This window comes from Corynebacterium sp. HMSC072A02, from assembly GCF_001810085.1.
GTDB classification, from domain to species: Bacteria; Actinomycetota; Actinomycetes; order Mycobacteriales; family Mycobacteriaceae; genus Corynebacterium; species Corynebacterium hesseae.
Genome location: NZ_KV799885.1, coordinates 47294 through 67766, shown reverse-complemented (window position 1 = coordinate 67766; position 20473 = coordinate 47294). Strand labels below are relative to the sequence as shown.

The window sequence follows — 20473 nt, the reverse complement described above, 5'->3', positions numbered from 1 at the left end:
AAGCAGGACAACCACCAGAGGAACCACCCGACAGTAGTTAACACCCACAGCCACCACACGCAGCAACGGCAGAAAGGAAACAGCTAACCACCAGTGACAACACTGCCACCCGCGGACCACATCAAGGCACGCGGGCACATCGGTGATCCTTAAGTCAGCGCACTCGTCGGCCTAGGACAGGTTGAGACGAAAACCGGTGTTCCCTGCCTGAACTTCCCCGGAATAGTGGGGGCACTGGTTCTAATTCAATACCGTGCACATAAAAGACTTGTTATCGTACTAGTAGCTACAGTGACCGAAGTTTTCACACATGAAAGGACTACTCGTGACTAACCAAGTAAGCGTGTGGAAGATTGCCACCTCAATCGCGGTCGCGGGCAGCGTCCTCTTGGTTGTCCTTTACGTGGGCCTAAGCCGCTATTACAACTCACAAGAGCTCGCCATGCTTGTGGACGGCGCCACCGCCAACGGCCAGGACTACTCGGTGACAATCCACAATCAGCTCACCGGCAGCTACTCCTTTAACGCCCAGTAGGCAGGCTGAAGGCACCATATCAAACCGGGCGCTTTCAGCCTCCAACAGCGCAAGTGCGCCCTGATCAGCACCAATACCTCCAGACAGTGATGGTGGCCCGACCGGTACCGGAGGTGCTCGATGCGTTAGTCGGCGTCAGTGGACAGCGCCGCCACGAAGGCCTCCTGCGGCACGGAAACGGAACCGATGGACTTCATGCGCTTCTTACCGGCCTTCTGCTTCTCCAGCAGCTTGCGCTTACGGGAGATATCGCCGCCGTAGCACTTGGCCAGCACGTCCTTGCGCATCGCGCGGATGTTTTCACGCGCGATGATCTTTGAGCCGATGGCCGCCTGGACCGGCACCTCGAACTGCTGACGAGGGATGATCTCCTTGAGCTTTTTCGTCATCTTATTGCCGTACCACTGCGCGGAATCACGGTGCACGATAGCGGAGAAGGCATCCACCGGATCACCGTTGAGCAGGATATCCACCTTCACCAGGTCCGCCAGCTGTTCGCCGGCCTCCTCGTAGTTGAGGGAAGCATAGCCCTTGGTGCGGGACTTCAGCATGTCGAAGAAGTCGAAGATGATTTCACCCAGCGGCATGGTGTAGCGCAGCTCCACGCGGTCCTCAGACAGGTAGTCCATGCCGCCCATCTGGCCGCGCTTGGACTGACACAGCTCCATCGTCGGGCCCACAAACTCCTCCGGCACGATGATGGTCATCTTCACAATCGGCTCGTGGACCTCACGCAGCTTGCCCGCCGGCCAGTCGGAGGGATTGTGCACATACGATTCCTCGCCGTCCTCGGCCACCACGCGGTAGGTCACCGACGGGGCGGTGGAAATCAGGTCCAATCCAAACTCGCGCTCCAAACGGTCACGCGTGATTTCCATGTGCAGCAGGCCCAAGAATCCGCAGCGGAAGCCGAAGCCCAGGGCCACGGAGGTCTCGGGCTCGAAGGTGAGGGAGGCGTCGTTAAGCTGCAGCTTCTCCAGCGCATCGCGCAAGTCCGGGAAGTCCGCCTGGGAAATCGGGAACAAACCGGAATACACCATGGGGTTCGGGTCGGCGTAGCCCTTGAGCGGCTCGCTCGCGCCATTCGACGCCCACGTAATCGTGTCACCCACCTTGGTCTCACGCACATTCTTCACGCCGGTAATGAGGTAGCCCACCTCGCCCGGGCCCAGGCCCTCGCACTTCTGCATGGTCGGTGAAACAATGCCCACCTCCAGCAGCTCGTGGTTGGCACCCGTGGACATCATGGTGACCTTCTGGCGCGGAGTGAGCTTGCCGTCCATCATGCGGATATAGGTCACCACGCCGCGGTAGGTGTCGTAGACCGAGTCGAAGACCAAGGCGCGGGCCGGGGCATCGGGCCCGAACTCGGAGGTGGGCGCCGGGACAAGCTCCGCAACCTTGTCCAGCAACTCCGCCACGCCCTCGCCGGTCTTGCCGGAGACGCGCAGCACCTCTTCCGGCTCGCAGCCAATGATGTGGGCGATCTCCAGGGAGTACTTCTCCGGGTCGGCCGCGGGCAAGTCAATCTTGTTAAGGACCGGGATGATCTCCAGGTCATTCTCCATGGCCAGGTAAAGGTTGGCCAGGGTTTGGGCCTCGATGCCTTGGGCGGCGTCGACAAGCAGGATGGCGCCCTCACACGCCTCCAGCGCGCGGGAGACCTCGTAAGTGAAGTCCACGTGGCCGGGCGTATCGATCATCTGCATGACGATCTCCTCCCCCTTAAGGGGACCGGACTGGGGAATCCAGGGCAGGCGCACGTTCTGGGCCTTAATGGTGATGCCGCGCTCGCGCTCGATATCCATGTTGTCGAGGTATTGGTCGCGCATATCGCGCTCCTCCACCACCTGCGACAACTGCAGGATGCGATCAGCCAGCGTCGACTTGCCGTGGTCGATGTGGGCGATAATGCAAAAGTTTCGGATCTTGGACGGATCCGTAAACGTAGTAGCCGCGAAGTTTGTAGACATGCGTTTAGAATAGACGACATGTCTAGGTTGGCCCGCATTCTCGGCATCGGAGGCCCCGAGCCTGTCGACGCCGGCCTCGAGCGCATCACCGAACGCTTGGGGTTGAACCAAAACGATTCCGTGACGGAACCCCGCAAGGCCGCCGATATCCGCGTCGAGGCCGCCTCCGCCCACCCGCGCAGCGTCTTCTTCACCCCGGACATGGACGGGCAGGCTGACTCCGGGGAAGTCGTGTGGGTGTGGGCGCCCTCCGATGGCAAGCAATCCCCGCCGCGCGAGCGCGCCGTGCTGATTGTCTCCCGCACGCGCACCACGGTGCTCGGCCTGCTCATCTCCTCCAACCCGGGCCACGCGAACAAAGAAGAGTGGCTCGACATCGGCACCGGCGAGTGGGATGAAACCGGCCGGCAATGCTGGGTGCGGATGGATCGAGTGCTGGAGATTTCTGAGGAACAGTGCCGTCGGCAGGGAACGCTCTTCCCGGAGCGGCGCTTCGAGCGCATTGCCAACCGCCTGCGCTCCCGCTATCACTGGGCGTGATTTGGGGATTTAGCCTGAGCCCTGATAAATTTCTTGGGATGCCGGGGCACGCTGGCGGTCAGGACCTTGGGTCCGCCTTCCTCGGTTGCACATTCCTACGACTCTAAGAGGTATAACGATGGCAAACATCAAGTCCAAGCAGAAGCGCATCCTGACCAACGAGAAGGCTCGTCAGCGCAACAAGTCCGTACGCTCCGCCGTGCGTACCGAGATCCGCAAGTTCCGCGAGGCCGTCGCCGCTGGCGACAAGGCTGCCGCTGAGAAGCAGCTGCGCGTTGCTTCCCGCGCACTGGACAAGTCCGTGTCGAAGGGCGTCTTCCACCGCAACACCGCGGCTAACAAGAAGTCCGGCATGGCCACCGCCTTCAACAAGATGGCCTAAATGAAACCGCTCCTGAAGTGGGTAGGGGGAAAGCGCCAGCTGCTACCCGTTATCCACTCCATGCTGCCCAAGAGCTTCGACACTTATGTCGAGCCTTTCTTGGGCGGCGGGGCGGTTCTTTTTTCTTTGGCGCCCGAACGCGCCCGGGTCAATGACCTGAACACTGAGCTCATCACCGTCTACGAGGTGGTCCGCGATGATGTGGACGAGCTCATCGCCCTGTTGAAGGGCTATCCGAATGATTCGGATTTCTTCTACGAGATGCGCGCCCGCGACCGCGAGCCGGGCTTTGCGCACTTGAGCCCCGTGGAGCGGGCTGCACGCACGATTTATCTCAATAAGACCTGTTATAACGGGCTTTATCGGGTGAATAACTCGGGCCAGTTCAACGCCCCGTTTGGCCGCTACGCCAACCCGAAGATCTGTGATGAGCCCAATCTGCGCGCTGTATCGGAGTACCTGTCCTCCCACGACGTGACGTTTTTTAACGGCGACTACGCCGCGGTGGAGGCCAATGAGGGGGATTTCGTTTACTTCGACCCGCCCTATGATCCGGTCAACCCCACGAGCAATTTCACCGGCTACCAGTCGGGTGGTTTTGGGCGCGCGGACCAGATTCGGCTGAAGGAAACCTGCGATGCCCTTAATGCCCGCGGGGTAAAGTTCCTGCTGTCGAATTCGGCGACGGACTTCATCAAGGAGCTGTACGCGGACTATCGCGTCGAGATTGTCGGCGCTACGCGCGCGGTGAATTCCGTGGCGTCGAAGCGCGGCAAGGTCGATGAGGTGCTCGTGCGCAATTATGCTTAACGACGCCGCCTGGGACCTCGTCTACCCCCACCTCGCCGCCGACATCGCGGACCAGGGCTATGTGGTGTTGCCCGCCGCGAAGCTCAAGGAGCTTTCCGGGCGCGAGCCGCGGTTGATGGCCAAGCACGATTTTTCCGCCGCGCGCCCCGAGGTGCTTCGCCAGCACGGGTTGTCCATGCTGCCGATTCGCCGCGATGCCTACCTGATTGGCCGCTTTGACCTGTACCAGCCTTTCCCGGAGGAGGCCGGGCCGCTGAAGTCGATGCCGGTTCCGGGGCACATCCAGTCCATTGACTTCGAGAACCTGACCTCGGAGGCCGCAGCGTTGACCGCGGCACACTTAAGCGGCATGCTTGATGACTTCCTGGGCGGCGAGTTGGTTCCTACGGTCAGCGGGCGCATGTCGACGCTCACGCTGCCCATGCGCATCGGCGGACGCGATATCGAGGTGGACCGCGCCCAGATGGAGATCGACGCCGGCTTCGAATCCGCCGAGCACCTCGTACTCGTGGAAGCGAAGAACCACGTCTCCCCCGATTTCAACATCCGCCAGCTCTACTTCCCTTTCCGCCGCTTCTCGCTGGCTCTAGATAAAGAGGTGGTGCCGGTGTACCTGGTCTATTCCAATGGCATCTTTCACTTCTACCGCTACGCGTTTAGGCAGCCGGAGGACTTCCGCAGCATCGAGCTGGTGAGCGCGGCGCGCTACGTTTTGGGCGAGTCCGGTGTGACTGATGCGGCGGTGCGCGAGGTTCTGGAGCACACGAAGGTCCACGGCACGCGCGTTCCCTTCCCCCAGGCGGATTCCTTTGCCCGCGTCATCAGCTTGCTGGAGAACCCCGTGCCGAAGGCGGAGATGCCCGAGGCCTTCGGCTTTACCCCGCGCCAGGCTGATTACTACACCAACGCCGCCCGCTACTTAGGTTTGACCAAGCTCAGCGGCACGCGCGACGAGCGCAACCTCGCCCTCGTTGAGGCGCTGGCCTCGCGGCCGGTGTTCCGGGAGATGGTGCGGTTTGTCGTCGATAAGCACTGCGCTCTGAGCAAGGCCGAGGCGGCCGGGTTCATGCGCGCGGCCAACCTTGGCCTGAGTGAGACGACCCTACGCCGCCGCTCCGCCACGGTCGCGGCGTGGTCCCAGTGGCTCAAAGAACTACTCGATCAGTCCTAGGCGGCCTGGATACCGGCCCACACCAACGCACAGCCGGCCACCACGAAGAAGGCACCGGAACCGATGTCGATCCACGGGCCGGCGGCCAACAGGCGGCGGCGGATCGCGCGGGTCGAGATGACCGCCGAGAGGACAACGAAGAGCAGGTAGCTCGACAGGGACAGGCTCAACACCAAGGCCACCGAAAGCCACACCGGCGGGTGCGGCGGCAGCAGCGGGGCGATCATGGCGGCGAGGAAAAGCACGATCTTTGGGTTGGACAGGTTGGTGGCCAACCCCGTGCGGAAGACCTTGCCCACCGAACCCAAGCGGGCGGCGGCCTCCTCCTCATCCACCGGCGGCTGCTTGCGCAGCTCTAACCCGGAGCGAATGGAAAGCACGCCCATGAAGACGAGGAAGCAACCGCCAATCACCTGAATCAGGGAGAGAACTCCCGGGAAGGCGGTCAGCAAAGCGGCCGCGCCAAACACAGTCAGCGTGCACCAGAACAGCACGCCGACCTGAATGCCCGTCGACGCCGCGATGGCGTGGCGGCGCGAGCGCGTGGCATAGCGTGTCACCAGCACAATGTCGGGGCCGGGTGCCGCCGCGCCGACGAGGTTCATGAGGAGGATGGCCGCAAACGCGGACCAGCTCATGACAGGCGCTCGAGAAGATCCTCACGGCCGAACATGCGAGCCGAGTCGAGGGCATTTGGCTGGCCGGCAGTGGGGTCGGCGCCGGCGTCGAGAAGGGCGTCGATCACCGCGTCTTCCTTCTTGAAAATAGCCCCGGCCAACGGCGACTGGCCGCGATCGTTGAGGAGGTTGACGTCGGCCCCCGCTGCGGCGAGCTGGCGCACCAGCTCCGTATGGCCGTGGTAGGCGGCGAGCATGATGAAGGACTGCCCGTCCTGGTTCACCATGTCGACGTTGACGCCCTGCTTGATGTACTCGAGCAGCGTGGCATCGCCATTGCGGGCAAAGTCAAAAAGCTTGGTGGCAAAGTTCTGGATGTCATCCATGAGGGGTTAGTCTAGCGCGCCAGCTCCGCCACTCGTTTAACGGCCGCCTCGACGGCGAAATCCCCGTCCCCGCCCTGTCCCTTGACCGCGGCATCCAGCTCCGCCATGAGGATCACGGCCTTGGTGATATTCTCCCCCGACCACCGCCGCGCCACCGGCTGCGTCAGCTTAACCGCATAGGGCGCCATCCCGGCCTGAGAAGCCAGCGAGTATTGATCCCCGCGTGCGGAGTAGAGGCGCGCGATATTACCCACCTTGCTGGCCAGCGCCGAGGCGATGGCCACGGGGCTCGCCCCCAACTGCAGCGCCCGACGGCACGTGGAGACCGCCGCCTCCACGCGGCCGGCCACAGCAGCATCCGCAATATCCCAGTTGGCCACCTCGGCCACGCCCACGTAGTACGCGTGCACCGCCTCGCGGGTCACCGTGCCGCCTGTGTCGAAAACGAGCTGCGAGATGGCGGAGGCGAGCTCGCGGAGGTCGGAGCCGACGCCGTCGAGAAGCGCCTGCACCACATCCGGTGTAGGCCGCACCCCGTGCGAGGCGAACTCACGCGTAGCCCACTGCGCGAGCTCATTCGGGTAGAGGGAAAAGACCTCGTGTACCTCGGCCGTCTTGCGCAGCGCCGCGATGAGCTCCGGCGGCTTCTTCTTTTTCTTCAGCGTCTTCACCGTCACCGAGTACATCAGGATGAGCGTGATGCCGGGCATGGGGTTAGCGCAGGCGTCGAGGAGGATCTTCGTGACCTCCTTGCCGGCCCTCTCCACGTCGCTGATGACGATGACGCGGTCCTCCCCAAACAGGGAGGGGCTGGTGGCTTCCAGGATTTCGCCCTCGCTGACCTCGGAGGCCTTGAGCTTGGTTACCTCGCCCTGTTGGATGGAAAGGCGGGCGCGCTCGGCCAGGAATTCATCATCGCCGAGGATGAGGTGCACGGGGGCAGAAGACATGCCTGTCATCTTAGCAACGCCGCAATGACCCACCCGCCAAGCAGGAGCATCGCGACGGGCCCCGCCGCCACGGTGGTCACCGGCATCGAGGAGGCGACGAAGTGGATCCAATCCGCCAGCGGCTCAATAAGGATCACCAGGGGCCTGCCCCACCCCACCTGCGCCAGGACGGCGGCGATGAGCCCCACGACGGTGATGATGGGCACGACTGGGGCCACCAGCACATTCGCGATGACAGACACCACCGAGACCCGCCCGCTCATCAGCGCAATGAGCGGCATGGTCACGATGTCCGCGGCGATGGCCACCGCAAAGGCCCGGGCCACAATGCCCGTGCCCAGCACCCGCAATAGCAGCGGGCTGAGCGCCACGATGCCTGCGGTGGCCGCGACGGAGAGCGCGAAGCCGAAGCTGACCGCTAGGTCGCTGTCCGCCGCGAGCAGAAAGAGCACTCCAAGAGCCAGGGCATGGAGCGGCTCCATCTTCGAGGAGCTGAGCACCGCCGCCAGCCCCGCCAGCCCAGCGACGGTGGCGCGCTGGACGGAGGGCTCCCACCCCACCAGTGCCACGAACAACGCCAACGCGCTTGCCGACGCCCCCACTCTCACCCTCTGCCCCGGCACCACCAACGCCGCCGCGGTGCACACGATGGCAACGTTGGAGCCGGACACAGCACTCAAATGCGATAGACCCGTGTCGATGTAGAGCTGCTTATCCTCGGGGCTTTGCAGGCTGGTATCGCCCAAGACCATGCCGGGGATAAGGCCGTTGTCACACACGGCACGGAAGTTTTCCGCGACCGCCGCCGTCCAGCTATGAGAGTGTGCGGTGAGCTCGCCACTGAAGACGGTCTTGCCTACTCCTACCTGATCCGAGGGGCCGGGGTGACCGTGCACCGTCACCAGCGAGCCACCGAAGGCCTCCGGTTCCTCCTTGAGGAAGACGGGCAGCTGCGCCGGGTAGCCCGGCACGCGCAGGCGCACCATCCACCCGGATGCCGTCTGAACCGGGTCGGCGGCGAGCTTACCCGTCACCTCCGAGCCGAAGTGGAACGCCGCGGCGCGCACCGAGCGCACATAAGCCAGGGTGGCGAAGATGACTCCGCTCGCCGCGCACAAAATGCCCTGCCCGCGCCACTGACCGCGCGCTAGAGCGAAACACACCAGCCCGCCCAACAACCACGGATGCCCGAAAAGCACGGCGAGCGTGGCCAACCACGCCACCACCGCGGCGGGCACGAGCCGCAGTTCCCTCACGGACGGACCTTATCCTTCAGCTGCGCAAACTTCGCCGGACCAATACCGGAGACGTCCATGAGCTGCTCCACGGTGGTGAAGCTGCCGACCTCCTCGCGGTGCGCAATAATCGCCGCAGCCGTGGCCGGCCCTATGCCGGGCAGCTCCGTCAACTCCTCCTCGCTGGCAGAGTTGAGGGACACCAGCCCCTCCCCCGCGGTTTCTGGGGCGTTGGGTGGGCCGCCGACGGTGATCTGCTCGCCGTCGTTAAGCTTCTGCGCCAGGTTGAGGTTATCGGTGGGCACGCGCGGGCGCGCCACCTCGAGGGCGTCGTTGATGCGCGCGCCCGGCGCCAAGGTCACCAGCCCGGGCTGCTCTACCTCACCTACGACCGAGACCACGATATCGGCCGCTACCTCGCTGCTCGGCGCGGCCACCTCATAGGGGTTCTCCGCGCTACGGCTCATCCCCAGCCAGGCCAGGAGCGCGACGCCGGCCACGCCCGCCGCGACAAGCGCCAGCCAGGGTGGCACGCGCACGCGCGGGAAATCGACGTTGAGCAGTTCTTCTTCGCCTGTCGGGCGGGTGAGGTCGCGGAGGCGATCAGCAATGGCATTCATGCCCGCGACGCTACGTAAGCGCCTTCACTCCCGTCGAGGGCTCAAGCCGCAGCCTGTGGATAACTTGTTGAAGGCATCAACAACGTCAGCTAAAGACCGCGGAGACGCCGATGGCTCCGGGGCCGACGTGGACGGAGAGGACGTCGGTAAGCGGCACCAGCATGAAAGAGGAATCCGGCAGCGCCAAGCGCAGCAGGTCCTCCAGCCGGCGGGCCGAGACCTTATCCTCGTTGTACTGCACCGCAATGAACGCCGGATTGCCCTCCGCACGGGAGGCCACCAGGTCCACGAGCTTGGTAAAGGCCTTGGTTTGGGTGCGGGTCTTGCCCACCATCTCCAGCTTGCCGCCTTGGATAGCCATGATGGGTTTGGTGGCCAGCAGGGCGGTGGACAGCATCGCCGTGGCCGCAGACATGCGCCCGGAACGGCGAAGCTCCTCCGTTGAGTTGAGATAGACCCAGGTGTGCCCGCGCTCAAGGGTGTTGATGGCTGCGGCATAGCATTCGTCGAGTGAGGCGCCTTCCTGGGCAAGCTTGGCCGCCGCCATGGCGGCCGCGCCCATCGCCATGCCGGCGGTGCCAGAATCGATAACACGCACGGTGTCCGGGAAAACGCCAGAGGCAGTCACCGCCGCTGACCACGTCGAGGACAGCTCCTTCGACAGGTGGATGGCCAGCACCCCATCATCGCCGGAGCGCTCCATCTGACGGCCATACAACGCAGCCAGCTCGAGGGCAGTCAGACCCGAGGTGGACAGCTCCGCGCCGTCCTTGCCGTGGCTTTCCATGACGTGCAGATCGACAACACAAATGTCGAGCTCCTCGACGATATCCGCCGGCAAGCCCGCGGCAGAATCGGTGACGACGCGAATCACTAGACGTCCGCCCCTGCACCACCAACGACAGCGCCACCCATGTTCCAGCCGTCGAAGTACCACTGGGCACGGCTGACGTTCTCCGGGGTGAATTCCAGCGGGGAGAGCGGACGAGCGGCGTCGAACTCGGGCCGCGCGGTCAGCTGCGACCAATGGGTGTTTTTCAGACCGGACAGGATCCCGTACTGGTGGTGCTCAAGGCCCAAAAGATGGCAGGTCAGCGCGGAGATAGCGCCGCCGTGCGCGACGACGAGCACCGCTCCCTCGTCCCACTGCGGGTGCCTCTGCATGAGCTCATCAATAACGGGGCGCGCGCGGTTAGCCACGTCGACACGGCTTTCGCCCTGCGGCGGGGCCCAGGTGGGGTCGTGGCGCCACAGCGCACGCGCCCCGGGAAACTGCTCATCTACTTCAGCGGAGGTCATCCCCTGCCACTCACCGAGGTGGGTTTCGCGCAGGCGCTTATCGACGGACACCTCAAGCCCCAAACGCCGAGCGATGATCTCCGCGGTGTCGCGCGCACGGATGAGATCTGAGGAGACGATCGCGGTGATGTCTTTGCCCTCCAGCAGGTCGGCGGCGGCACGGGCCTGAGAGTGGCCAGCTTCCGAAAGCTCGGTGTCCAAGTGCCCCTGCATCCGGCCGGTGGCGTTATAGGTGGTCTGGCCGTGGCGGATGAGGAGGAGGCGGCGGGTCATAATTCGTCGTCTTCCGGCTCTGGCTGGGCCAGGGGAATCTCATCGATCGAGTCCACGTCGCGCGGGTTGACTTCATTAGACCACTCGCCGGGGCGTTCCGGGGTGTCCACGCCGGGGATGTCGAGAAGCGGGCAGTCGTGGTACAGGCGGTCCAGACCGTAGAACTCGCGCTGATCATTGCGCTGAACGTGGACCACGATGGGGCCATAGTCCAGCAGGACCCACCGGTTCTCGCGATTGCCTTCGCGGCGCTTGGGTTCAAAGCCCTTCTTGGTCAGCTCGTCTTCGACTTCCTCCACGATGGACCCCACCTGGCGCTCGGTATCAGCGGAGGCCAAGACGAAGACCTCGGTAATCGCCAGCACGTCGGAAACGTCAATAGCGGCGATGTTGGTGGCCAGCTTTTCATCCGCAGCCAAGGCGGCGGTTTCCGCCATCTGGCGTGCTTCATCAGTAATCGACATGACAATCCCTACACAAGTACGTTTTCTTAAGATCTCTAGTCTTACACGACAAGGCTCATTTTCCTAGTCGAATTCCCCCGCCCGACTACCGGAAAGGCACAGACGTTACAGGGGCTTTTCCGGGTGCGGACCATAGAGGTGGTTCTTGGCAATGTATTGCACCACCCCATCCGGCACGAGGTACCACACCGGCTGGCCCTGCTGCGCGCGGGCACGGCAATCGGTCGAGGAAATGGCCATGGCGGGGATTTCAATCAGCTCGATGTCATCCTGGGAATCCTGCGGCAGCATGTCCTTGCGCAGGTCATAGCCTGGACGGGTCACGCCAACGAAGTGAGCCATCTCCAGCATCTCCTCCCAGTTGCGCCAGCTCATGATGGAGGCCACCGAATCGGCGCCGGTGATGAAGTAAAGCTCGGCGTCTGGGAAGATTCCGCGCAGATCCCGCAGCGTATCGATGGTGTAGGTGGGGCCTTCGCGGTCGATGTCCACGCGGGAAACGGTAAAGCGCGGGTTCGACGCCGTGGCCACCATGGTCATCAGGTAGCGGTGCTCGGCGGCGGTGACCTGCTTGTCGGCCTTTTGCCAAGGCTGGCCAGTGGGGACGAAGACCACCGTGTCGAGGCGGAAACGGTGGGCTACCTCGCTGGCGGCGACGAGGTGACCGTTATGGATGGGGTCGAAGGTGCCACCCATGATGCCGATGCGTTGCGGACTAGTCATGGCTGGTGAGTATACCGGCCACCGTGTCAATGACCTGCACGTCCTGCCCAGTAGGCTCCGCCAAGAAATAGGAGGCGTGGCGCTCGGCCTTGGTGGCCAGTGCGCGGTTTGCGGCGTCGAGGGAGAAATCGCAGACGAAATCCCCGTCTAGGCAGTAGTCGACGTAGCGCTGCGCCGGCAGCCCGGCACGGTTCTTAACCCACGGCACCTGGTGCACGGGGTTGCCAAAAGTGATCACCCCGTGCAAGCGCCCGGTATCGGCCAGGTAGCCCTCCACACTCGTTGCCACGAGCGCTCCCTGGGAGTAGCCAGCTGCTACCCAGCGCGGGTGGCAGCCGGTGGTGGCTTCATAGTTGTCCACCACCTTCGGTGCATTGCGGGCGCCGGTGCGAAGACTGTCAGCAGCCCCTAGCGTTACCGAGTACGCCATCTCCCCGATGGAATGTTCCTGAAGGATCCCGAGCGCTCGCTGCACAAGCTGAAGCGGGCCCAAGTCTTCACCCTCCTGCGCCAAGGGCGGCAGGTTCATCGAGGCCGGGTACGCCTCCGGGTCAAGCGCCAGCACATAAACGCCATCCATTGTGCCGGGGTGGCGCTGCTCTACCTGATGGAACAAGGCGGCAAAGTTGCGTCCCTCAAAACCGGTGGATTCCGGCGCACGTTCGGAGTAGCGCTGCGGGCCGACGTATTCGCCCTGCTCCTCGTTCTGGTCTGAACCGCGCGCGACGAGCACCACGGTGTCGGGGCACGTGCCGCCACCGCTCGCCGAGGCCACGGGCGCGCTGAGAAGAGACGCTGCCGCACCAAGCGCGGCAGCTACACAGGAAACACGAAAAGAAAGAGACTTCATTCTTTCCTGTTTAGCGGAAACGGACGCCATCTACCATGCGGCCGATGGAATCGTAGACTTGGTTATCCCACTGGTGGTAGGTGAAGAAGTACTGGCCATGGGAGCCGCCAGTGGGCTTGGCGGCGTAGAGGGTCTGTGCGGAGAGGTCGCACACGGCGTCGAGCGGCAGGCAGTAGTCCACGCGGCTGACGTTGGCGCGCATCTGCGGGAAGTAGCCCATCGGGCCGCCCGCGCCCTGGGTTGCGCCGACGACGGCCGGGTCCCCTGCGCGGGTCAGCGGGTTACCAAAGGTCACGACGCCTGCGAGCTGACCGCGGTGGGCCAGTTCCACCTCGTGGTTGGCCAGGATCATGGCGCCCTGGGAGTAGCCGGACAGGATGTATTGCGGGTGGCAACCGGTGGCGGCTTCATAGCTGTTGATCGCGCTGGTCACTCCACGATTGCCGGTCTGCACGGAGTACATGAACTGGTTGATGGCGGAGACTGCGGTGTTGATGACCGGGTTGGCGTACTGCGTGGCCAGGCGCACGAGGTCAGCCGCGGTGTTCGGAACCGACTCGTTCGGAACAGAGTATTCCGGGTAGGTCGCCGGATAGTACTGCGGCTCCAGGCCCAGCACGTAGACGTCCTTCATCAGCGAATTTCCGCCGTGAGTGGCCTGGTAGCGTGCCTCGGCGCCCTGCAGCATGGCGCGGATGGATTCGCCCTCCCATCCATTGGATGCGCGGCCGCCCTGGTTCGAATACTGCGTGGGGTAGACCTGACCGTTTTGGCCAGAGCCGCGCGCGGCGACGACGACCACTGCGGGGCACTGTTCGTCAGCGTGCGCGGCGGGTGCAGAGATGGTTTGAGGGACAATGAAGGCGGACACGGCCATGACGGCGGCGGCCACGGAGGAAGCAATGCGGGACAGCATGGGAGAAGGCACCATTCAGTTCTTTGTTATTACCGCGCTTTAGAATACCCAGTGCTCCCCCGGCGCGCAGCACGAACCCCGCGCAAGGCAAAACAATCTACTCGAAAAGTTTTCGAGTAGATTGTTTTGCGCAGGTCAGCCTCGAAAAATTCTTTTCGAGTAGCTTTCGAGTACCTTTCGAGTAGCTTTTCTAGCTGTCCCTAGGGGCGGGTCTGGCCGGTGCCCTGCAGCACCCATTTGGTGGATGTTAGCTCCGGCAGCGCCATCGGGCCGCGCGCATGCAGCTTCTGGGTGGAGATGCCGATTTCGGCGCCCATGCCGTATACCTCACCATCGGTAAACGCGGTGGAGGCGTTGAGCATGACCGCTGCGGCATCTACCTCGTTGGCGAAGGTCAGCAGCACGTCAGCATCCTGGGCCGCAATGGCCTCAGTGTGGCCGGTGGTGTACTCGGCAATGTGCGCGATGGCGCCGTTGACGCCGTCGACCACCTTGGCGCAGATATCCATGGAGAGGAATTCTTCGCGCCACTCCTCGTCGGTGGCCTCCACGGCGTCCTCAACGCCGAAGGCCTCGAGCTCCTTCACGTCGCCGTGGATGGTGACCCCTGCCTCCTGAAGGGAGGTGATGATGCGGAGCTTCGAGGCGTCGTCAAGGGCAGCGTCGATCAGCACGCCTTCCGTGGCATTGCACACCGAGGTGCGGCGGGTCTTGCCGTTGATCACCATGTCGATGGCCTTGTCCAGGTCAGCGGAGGCATCGACATAGAAGTGGCAGTTGCCGGTACCGGTCTCGATGGCGGGGACGGTGGCGTTTTCCACGACGGCGTTGATAAGGCGCGCGCCGCCACGCGGGATGACCAGGTCCACCAGTCCGCGGGCGGTGATGAGGTCCTGCACGGAATCGTGGGTCTCACAAGGCAGAAGCTGCACGCCTTCGCGCGGCAGATCAAACTCCACGAGGGTGTCCTGGAGGAGCTCGACGAGCTTGGCGTTGGAGTTCTTCGCGGACTTGGAACCTCGCAGCAGCGGCACGTTGCCGGACTTGAGGGCCAAGCCGAAGGCATCGACGGTGACGTTCGGGCGGGCCTCGTAGACCATGCCCATCACGCCGAGCGGCACGCGGACCTGCTTCATCTGGATGCCGTTATCCATGGTGCGCCCCTGCAGGATCTCCCCTACCGGGTCCTGGAGGGAGGCTACTTGGCGAAGCCCGTCGGCGATGCCCTCGATGCGGGCGACATCAAGCGACAAGCGGTCGATGAGGGATTCGGACATGCCGTTGGCGCGGCCGGCCTCGATATCGAGCTGGTTCGCCGCGAGGATGTCCTCGGTGTGCGCAATCAGATTCTCAGCGGCGCGGTTGAGGATTTCATTCTTGCGCGGGGTGGGCAGCTGCGCGAACTGTGGCGCCACCGCCTTGGCAGCGCGGGCTTTGGACAGAACTTCTTCACGTTCGGTGTTGCTCATGCCATACCAGCGTACGGAAGGTCTGCCCGCTTGTCAGGGTTTTGTGCAGCTATGGGGCGCTGATCGGTCTTTGGCTAAGCCCCGAGTTCGCGGCGGCGCTCGGCCGCGGCACGCAGGCGCTCGGCGCGCTTTTTCTCTTCCCCTTCGGAAAGCTCATCAAAAAGCTCTTCATCCGAATCGCTGAAGTTCAGTATCGCGCGCACCCCCACCGAAGCAATACCACCGGCGACGAAAGCCAGCCAGAAGTAACTCCAGTCGAAGACGAAAAGGCCCAAGAAGAACACGATGGTCGCCACCGACCAGATAACAGCATCTGCTGTCTGCACCTTGCGGCCGCGGGCGAGCATGTACTCCAGCTCCGCTTCGTGGCGGGTGGCGGGCGCTGAAGCACGTGGGGCAGCAAGCTCCGGCAGATCCGCAAAGAGCTTTGCGACGTCCCCGCGGGTCCGCGCTACAGCAGCCTCGCCGGTGCGCTGCTCGAATTCATCAGGTGCCAACGCGCCGTTGACGAAGTGCTGGCTCAACTGCTCTAGGGCCTCAGAGCGCTCCGCATCGCCGACTCGGATATCGGGGTTCTCCATTAGTAGCCTGCCTTCGGGTCAACCAGAGTAGGCAGCTTGTCCCCCGCCGCGAAAGCCTCGGCCACCTTGATGGTGTGCGCGCCAATTTTTTCCCGCACGGAGCGCATCGTATTGGCAATGTGTGGGGTGATAACCACGCGCTTGTCGTGCCACAGCGGGTGCTCCTCTGGGAGCGGTTCAGGATCCGTGACATCGAGGGCCGCGCCGGCAATCTCCCCAGACTCCAAGGCAGCAACGAGGTCCTCGGTCTTAATGAGCGGGCCGCGGCCGACGTTGACGACAACAGCATGTTCTGGCATCTGCTTGAAGGCTTCCCTATCCACCATGTGGCGGGTCTCCGGGGTCAGCGGAGCGATAAGCACGAAGTAGTCCGCCTTCGGCCACACCTTCTCCACCTGGGAAATCGGGTAGGTCTCCTCCGCACCCTCGACCGGATTGCCGGAGCGATTCACCGCGATGATGCGCGGTCCGAAACCAGACAGCATGCTGATCAGACGCTTGCCAATGCCGCCGGCACCAATAATGGCGACCGTCTTATCGTCATAAAGATAGGAGGTATGGGCTTCCATCTCGGCATAGGAATCGAACGTGCCGTTAACGCGGCGGTGCGCGTGCAGCTGCGCCAACAGCAGCGCGATGGTGGATTCCGCCACCGTGTTGTCATACACACCAGCCGCGTTCGACCACGGCACGCTGCTCCTCTTCATCACTTCAAGCACGTGGTCCACGCCCGCCGAGGGAATCTGCACGAAGCCGATGTTCTCTGGGAGCGGATCCGGGAAATCGCTGCCGTCGCCGGTGTAGATGAGGAAGGAGGCCTCACTAAGTGGAGCGCGCTCGAACCCTGCGGCGTCGAGCACCTCAATGGTTTCCTCCCACGGGTGTGGTTCGATAGCGTACTTCATGCACATCCTCCTAGTTAGTATCCGGCGTCCGGGTCGACGCGGGTAGGCATGTCCTCGCCGCCCTCCCACGCAGCGGCGTTGGCATTGAAGATAGCACCCAGGTGGTACTGGGCCACGTGATCCGAAGCCGCCATGTGCGGCGTCAGCGTGGCGTTGGGCAAATCGTAGAGCGGGTGGCCATCCGGAAGCGGCTCCGGATCCATGACCTCCAAGCCCGCGCCGGCAATCTCGCCCGTGCGCAATGCGTCCACGAGGTCGTCCGTGACCACTGTGCTGCCGCGGCCGACGTTAATAAACACCGCCGAGCGCTTCATCGCGTGGAACACGGCGGCGGTGAAGAACGCTTCCGTCGCTTCCGTCGCCGGCAGGATGCTGACGACGAAATCCGCATCCGCCCAGGCCTCGTCCACGCGCTCGATGGGTAGCGTCACATCCGCGCCGTCAACCGGGCGGCCCGTGCGGTTGACCGCTGTGATGTGCGCACCGAAGGGCGCGAGGTAGGCCATAAGCTGCTTGCCGATTCCTCCCGCGCCTACGATGAGCACACGTGCTGGCCCCTGCTGGTCATAGAGCCAAGCCTGGGATTCATCGAGAGCGCGCGCCACCGACCAGGACTTCGCCAGGGCGAAAGCCTTGTGGTGGTGCGCCTGGGACAACATGAGCCCCAGCGCGGATTCCGCCACGGGCTTGGCAAAAGCTCCCGCAGAGTTACACCACGGGAGGCCATCCTTCCGGATGAGCCCGGCGTCGATGTGGCGGTTAACCCCGGTAAAGCAGTATTGCACCCACTGGATATTCTCCGGGATTTCCGGGGTCTGCGCCGGGTCCGAGGCGGTGTTCACAAAGACCTCGGCGTCCTCCAAGCTCTCGACACGCTCGTGCCCGGCGGCGTCGATATCTGCCACGGTTGCCGCCCACACGTCGGGGCCCATGAAATAACGCATTAAATACGGGAGGCGAAGTTGGACAGGTAGTCGGCATGGACAACCGGGCGGCGCATATCCTCCGGCAGCTCATCGGTGTGCTTGCCCAGCAGGTTGTGCAGCGTGGTGGAGTCATAGCCCACCTCGCCGCGGCCGATGACCTGGCCTTTGGGGCCCATGATGTCCACGATCTCGCCGGCGTTGAACTCGCCCTTAATGTCGGTAATGCCCACGGCCAGCAGGGAGTTTCCACCGCGGACTACGGCCTCCATGGCGCCCTCGTCCAAGCGCAGGGATCCGCCGGTATCCGCGCAGTAGAGAGCCCAGAACTTCCAAGCAGACAGGCGGCGCTCCTCGCGGGTGTGGAAGACGGTGCCTACGGAGGCGTCGTCAAGCGCCTGCCCAATATTATCCGCCGAGGTCAGCAGCACCGGAATGCCGCCGCGCGTGGCCAGGCGGGCAGCCGAGACCTTCGTGGCCATGCCGCCGGTGCCGACCTTGCCGCCATCGCCGGCCACGACCGCCTTGAGGTCCTTACCGGTGCGCACCTCCTCCACGAACTTGGCGTCCGGTTCGGCCGGGTTCTTGTCGTAGAGGCCGTCCACGTCAGAGAAAAGGAAGAGGGCATCCGCGCCGACCAGATTGGCCACGAGCGCAGAAAGGCGGTCGTTATCACCGAAGTGCATCTCGGAGGTGGCCACGGTGTCGTTCTCGTTGACGATGGGCACCGTGCGCATCTGGCGCAGACGGTCAATGGTGCGCTGGGCGTTGCGGGCGCGATCGCGCTTGCCGACGTCCGACGCGGTCAGCAGCACCTGGCCAATGGTGCGGTTATAGCGGGCAAAGGACACACCCCACTCGTAGGCGAGGTGCACCTGGCCCACCGCGGCGGCGGCCTGCTTGGTGGCCAGATCGGTGGGGCGGGTGGTCAGGCCCAGCGGGCCCATTCCGGCGGCCACGGCACCGGAGGAGACGATGATGATGTCGGAGACGTTCATGCGTGCGCAGACGGCGTCGACGATCTTGTCGATCTTCTCGGTGGAGGTCACGAAGTCATCGCGCGTTAGCGACGAGGATCCGATCTTGATGACGATGCGCTTGGCTTTAGAGATCTCCTCGCGCAGCGGCGAGGAGAAACCGCTGGATTTCTCCGATAACGTGGTGGTCTCCGGGTAGTCCACGTCCGGGGTCGGCCCCTCGAAGGGTTCGAGGGGGAGAGGATAGTCGAGCTGGTTGTCGTGTTCGGATGACATACCAGCTCAGTATACCGGGCTAACCCTGCCAGCGATCGCGGTTCGCGGACTCGCGAGTGACTTCCCCGTCCGTGCCAAAGTCGAACTCGTCCACGAGGCCGCGGCGCGCCTGGGAGGCGCGCTTGCGCTCGGCGGCGGAAACGCGGTCGGTGCCCATGAGGCGGCCGTCCTGTCCGCGGCCCGCATCAGTTGCGCGGCCACCGGCCATCGGCTCATACTCGAAGGTGATGTCCCCGATGGTGACCGGGCAGCCTTCCTCCGCGCCCTGGCGGTGCAGCTCTTCCTCGACTCCGGCCTTGGCCAGGCGGTCTGCGAGGTAGCCCACGGCCTCGTCGTTTTCGAAGTCAGTCTGGCGAATCCAGCGGTCGATCTTGTCGCCCTCGACGATGAATCCGCCCTCCACCTCGGGGTCGGGGCGGACGGTGAAGTCGGCGAAGGAGCCCTTCTTTTTCTTGCCCACGGACTTGGGCTGAATGATGGTGTGGTTCTTGTCCACCGCCGCCTTGGGCTGTGACTTGCGGTGTTCTTTCACCATCTCCATCAGCTTGTACTTGAGGGGCTCTAGCCCCTTGCGCGCCACCGCGGAAATGATGAAGACCGGCCAGCCGTATTTCTCCTCGAGGTCTCCCTTGACAAATTCCGCGAGCTCCTCTGCCTCGGGAACATCCGCCTTGTTAAGGATGATGACGCGCGGGCGCTCGCGCAGGTCACCGAGGCCGGTGTCCTGTTCCAGGAGCTCCTGGTACTTGGCCAGCTCGGTCTCGAGCGCCTCGATGTCGGAGAGCGGATCGCGGCCCGGCTCGATGGAAGCGGTATCCACCACGTGGGCGAGAACCGCTGTGCGCTCGATGTGGCGTAGGAAGTCGAGGCCTAGGCCCTTGCCCTCGGCGGCTCCCGGGATGAGCCCCGGGACATCCGCCCTGGTGAAGGACTCGTAGCCCATGTCCACCACGCCCAGGTTGGGCTGGAGGGTGGTGAAGGGATAGTCACCGATCTTCGGCTTGGCTGCCGAAAGCACAGAAATGAGGGAGGACTTGCCCGCGGAGGGGAAACCGACGAGGCCGACGTCCGCCATGGACTTCAGCTCCAAGATTAGATCGCGCGCCTCGCCCGGCTCTCCCTGCAGCGCAAAGCCCGGGGCCTTGCGGGCTGCCGAGGCTAGCGCTGCGTTTCCCAGTCCGCCGAAACCACCCTCCGCGGCCACGAAACGGGTTCCCGGGACCGTGAGATCCGCGAGCATCTCCCCGTCCTCGGTATAGACCACGGTGCCTTCAGGGACCTCGAGGATGAGGTCCTCGCCGCGCGCGCCGTTGCGCCAGTCACCGGCGCCGTTGCCGCCGCGGCCGGACTTCAGGTGCGGGCGGTAGTGGAAATCCATGAGGGTGTGGATCTGGGGTGAGACCTCCAGCAGGATGTCTCCGCCGTGGCCGCCGTTGCCGCCATCGGGCCCGCCGAGCGGCTTAAATTTTTCGCGGTGGACGGAGGCGCAGCCGTGTCCGCCGTCGCCTGCCTGCAAGTGCAAAACCACTCGGTCAATGAATCGTGCCATTCTCGCTACTCTCCGTACTGGCCGTTGCCAGTCTCCAAATCAACTTTTT

The 20473-nt window shown here is 63.8% G+C and carries 23 protein-coding genes; 5 read left to right on the top strand and 18 right to left on the bottom strand.

The window, feature by feature from the left end; all coding sequences use genetic code 11:
• The first annotated feature begins 325 nt into the window (after positions 1-325).
• Entirely contained in the window at positions 326-535 is a 210-nt protein-coding gene (locus HMPREF2698_RS12650; protein ID WP_070565204.1) for a hypothetical protein, read from the top strand.
• 125 nt (positions 536-660) lie between these two features.
• On the opposite strand, the gene lepA is transcribed toward HMPREF2698_RS12650, so the two are convergent.
• Complete coding sequence (lepA, locus tag HMPREF2698_RS12645) at positions 661-2508, bottom strand: translation elongation factor 4 (RefSeq protein WP_070565201.1); 1848 nt, start codon at positions 2506-2508, stop codon at positions 661-663.
• An 18-nt stretch (positions 2509-2526) separates the two neighbouring features.
• On the opposite strand from lepA, the gene HMPREF2698_RS12640 reads away from it, so the two are divergent.
• The 4 genes from HMPREF2698_RS12640 (at position 2527) to HMPREF2698_RS12625 (ending at position 5411) form a co-directional block, all read left to right on the top strand.
• The gene (locus tag HMPREF2698_RS12640; protein WP_070519531.1) at positions 2527-3048 is read left to right on the top strand and encodes a type II toxin-antitoxin system PemK/MazF family toxin; all 522 of its coding nucleotides are present in this window, start codon (positions 2527-2529) and stop codon (positions 3046-3048) included.
• Between the two features lie 118 nt (positions 3049-3166).
• Positions 3167-3430 (top strand): 30S ribosomal protein S20, encoded by a 264-nt coding sequence (rpsT, locus tag HMPREF2698_RS12635; RefSeq protein WP_070447890.1) that lies wholly within the window; start codon positions 3167-3169, stop codon positions 3428-3430.
• On the top strand, positions 3431-4240 hold the full coding sequence (locus HMPREF2698_RS12630; protein WP_070565198.1) for a DNA adenine methylase: 810 nt from the start codon (positions 3431-3433) through the stop codon (positions 4238-4240).
• The gene (locus HMPREF2698_RS12625; protein WP_246819480.1) at positions 4233-5411 is read left to right on the top strand and encodes a type II restriction enzyme; all 1179 of its coding nucleotides are present in this window, start codon (positions 4233-4235) and stop codon (positions 5409-5411) included. Before HMPREF2698_RS12630 ends, HMPREF2698_RS12625 begins: the two co-directional genes overlap by 8 nt.
• Here the strand turns inward: HMPREF2698_RS12625 and HMPREF2698_RS12620 are convergent.
• From HMPREF2698_RS12620 to obgE, 17 genes are all read right to left on the bottom strand, one after another.
• Positions 5408-6049 carry a LysE family translocator gene (locus HMPREF2698_RS12620; protein WP_070519522.1) on the bottom strand — a complete coding sequence of 214 codons (642 nt, stop codon included), beginning with the start codon at positions 6047-6049 and terminating at the stop codon, positions 5408-5410. The genes HMPREF2698_RS12625 and HMPREF2698_RS12620 overlap by 4 nt on opposite strands.
• A complete protein-coding gene (locus HMPREF2698_RS12615; protein WP_070565192.1) occupies positions 6046-6414 on the bottom strand; it encodes an ankyrin repeat domain-containing protein in 369 nt (122 codons plus the stop codon). Before HMPREF2698_RS12615 ends, HMPREF2698_RS12620 begins: the two co-directional genes overlap by 4 nt.
• 11 nt (positions 6415-6425) lie before the next feature.
• Positions 6426-7373, bottom strand: a complete 948-nt coding sequence (gene holA / locus HMPREF2698_RS12610) for a DNA polymerase III subunit delta (RefSeq protein WP_070565189.1) — start codon at positions 7371-7373, stop codon at positions 6426-6428.
• Positions 7370-8620: a ComEC/Rec2 family competence protein gene (locus tag HMPREF2698_RS12605; RefSeq protein WP_070565186.1), complete on the bottom strand. Its 1251-nt coding sequence runs from the start codon at positions 8618-8620 to the stop codon at positions 7370-7372. Before HMPREF2698_RS12605 ends, holA begins: the two co-directional genes overlap by 4 nt.
• Positions 8617-9219 (bottom strand): ComEA family DNA-binding protein, encoded by a 603-nt coding sequence (locus HMPREF2698_RS12600; RefSeq protein WP_070565183.1) that lies wholly within the window; start codon positions 9217-9219, stop codon positions 8617-8619. Before HMPREF2698_RS12600 ends, HMPREF2698_RS12605 begins: the two co-directional genes overlap by 4 nt.
• An 85-nt stretch (positions 9220-9304) precedes the next feature.
• Entirely contained in the window at positions 9305-10093 is a 789-nt protein-coding gene (locus HMPREF2698_RS12595; RefSeq protein WP_010190864.1) for a DegV family protein, read from the bottom strand.
• Positions 10093-10791 carry a histidine phosphatase family protein gene (locus tag HMPREF2698_RS12590; protein WP_070525732.1) on the bottom strand — a complete coding sequence of 233 codons (699 nt, stop codon included), beginning with the start codon at positions 10789-10791 and terminating at the stop codon, positions 10093-10095. Before HMPREF2698_RS12590 ends, HMPREF2698_RS12595 begins: the two co-directional genes overlap by 1 nt.
• Positions 10788-11255 (bottom strand): ribosome silencing factor, encoded by a 468-nt coding sequence (gene rsfS / locus HMPREF2698_RS12585; RefSeq protein WP_070565180.1) that lies wholly within the window; start codon positions 11253-11255, stop codon positions 10788-10790. Before rsfS ends, HMPREF2698_RS12590 begins: the two co-directional genes overlap by 4 nt.
• 105 nt (positions 11256-11360) lie before the next feature.
• On the bottom strand, positions 11361-11978 hold the full coding sequence (gene nadD / locus HMPREF2698_RS12580) for a nicotinate-nucleotide adenylyltransferase (protein WP_070530460.1): 618 nt from the start codon (positions 11976-11978) through the stop codon (positions 11361-11363).
• Entirely contained in the window at positions 11971-12828 is an 858-nt protein-coding gene (locus HMPREF2698_RS12575; protein WP_070565177.1) for a cutinase family protein, read from the bottom strand. The genes nadD and HMPREF2698_RS12575 overlap by 8 nt, the downstream gene beginning before the upstream one ends.
• 10 nt (positions 12829-12838) lie before the next feature.
• Positions 12839-13744, bottom strand: coding sequence for a cutinase family protein (locus tag HMPREF2698_RS12570; RefSeq protein WP_246819478.1), 906 nt, complete (start codon positions 13742-13744; stop codon positions 12839-12841).
• A 200-nt stretch (positions 13745-13944) separates the two neighbouring features.
• Positions 13945-15213, bottom strand: a complete 1269-nt coding sequence (locus HMPREF2698_RS12565) for a glutamate-5-semialdehyde dehydrogenase (protein WP_070565171.1) — start codon at positions 15211-15213, stop codon at positions 13945-13947.
• A gap of 74 nt (positions 15214-15287) precedes the next feature.
• A complete protein-coding gene (locus HMPREF2698_RS12560) occupies positions 15288-15794 on the bottom strand; it encodes a DUF1707 SHOCT-like domain-containing protein (RefSeq protein ID WP_070565168.1) in 507 nt (168 codons plus the stop codon).
• On the bottom strand, positions 15794-16699 hold the full coding sequence (locus HMPREF2698_RS12555) for a D-isomer specific 2-hydroxyacid dehydrogenase family protein (RefSeq protein WP_070565165.1): 906 nt from the start codon (positions 16697-16699) through the stop codon (positions 15794-15796). Before HMPREF2698_RS12555 ends, HMPREF2698_RS12560 begins: the two co-directional genes overlap by 1 nt.
• A 14-nt stretch (positions 16700-16713) precedes the next feature.
• Positions 16714-17643 (bottom strand): D-isomer specific 2-hydroxyacid dehydrogenase family protein, encoded by a 930-nt coding sequence (locus tag HMPREF2698_RS12550; protein ID WP_070565162.1) that lies wholly within the window; start codon positions 17641-17643, stop codon positions 16714-16716.
• Entirely contained in the window at positions 17643-18875 is a 1233-nt protein-coding gene (gene proB / locus HMPREF2698_RS12545) for a glutamate 5-kinase (RefSeq protein ID WP_070564657.1), read from the bottom strand. The genes HMPREF2698_RS12550 and proB overlap by 1 nt, the downstream gene beginning before the upstream one ends.
• A gap of 19 nt (positions 18876-18894) precedes the next feature.
• Positions 18895-20424 (bottom strand): GTPase ObgE, encoded by a 1530-nt coding sequence (gene obgE, locus HMPREF2698_RS12540; protein ID WP_070565159.1) that lies wholly within the window; start codon positions 20422-20424, stop codon positions 18895-18897.
• Positions 20425-20473 lie beyond the last annotated feature (49 nt).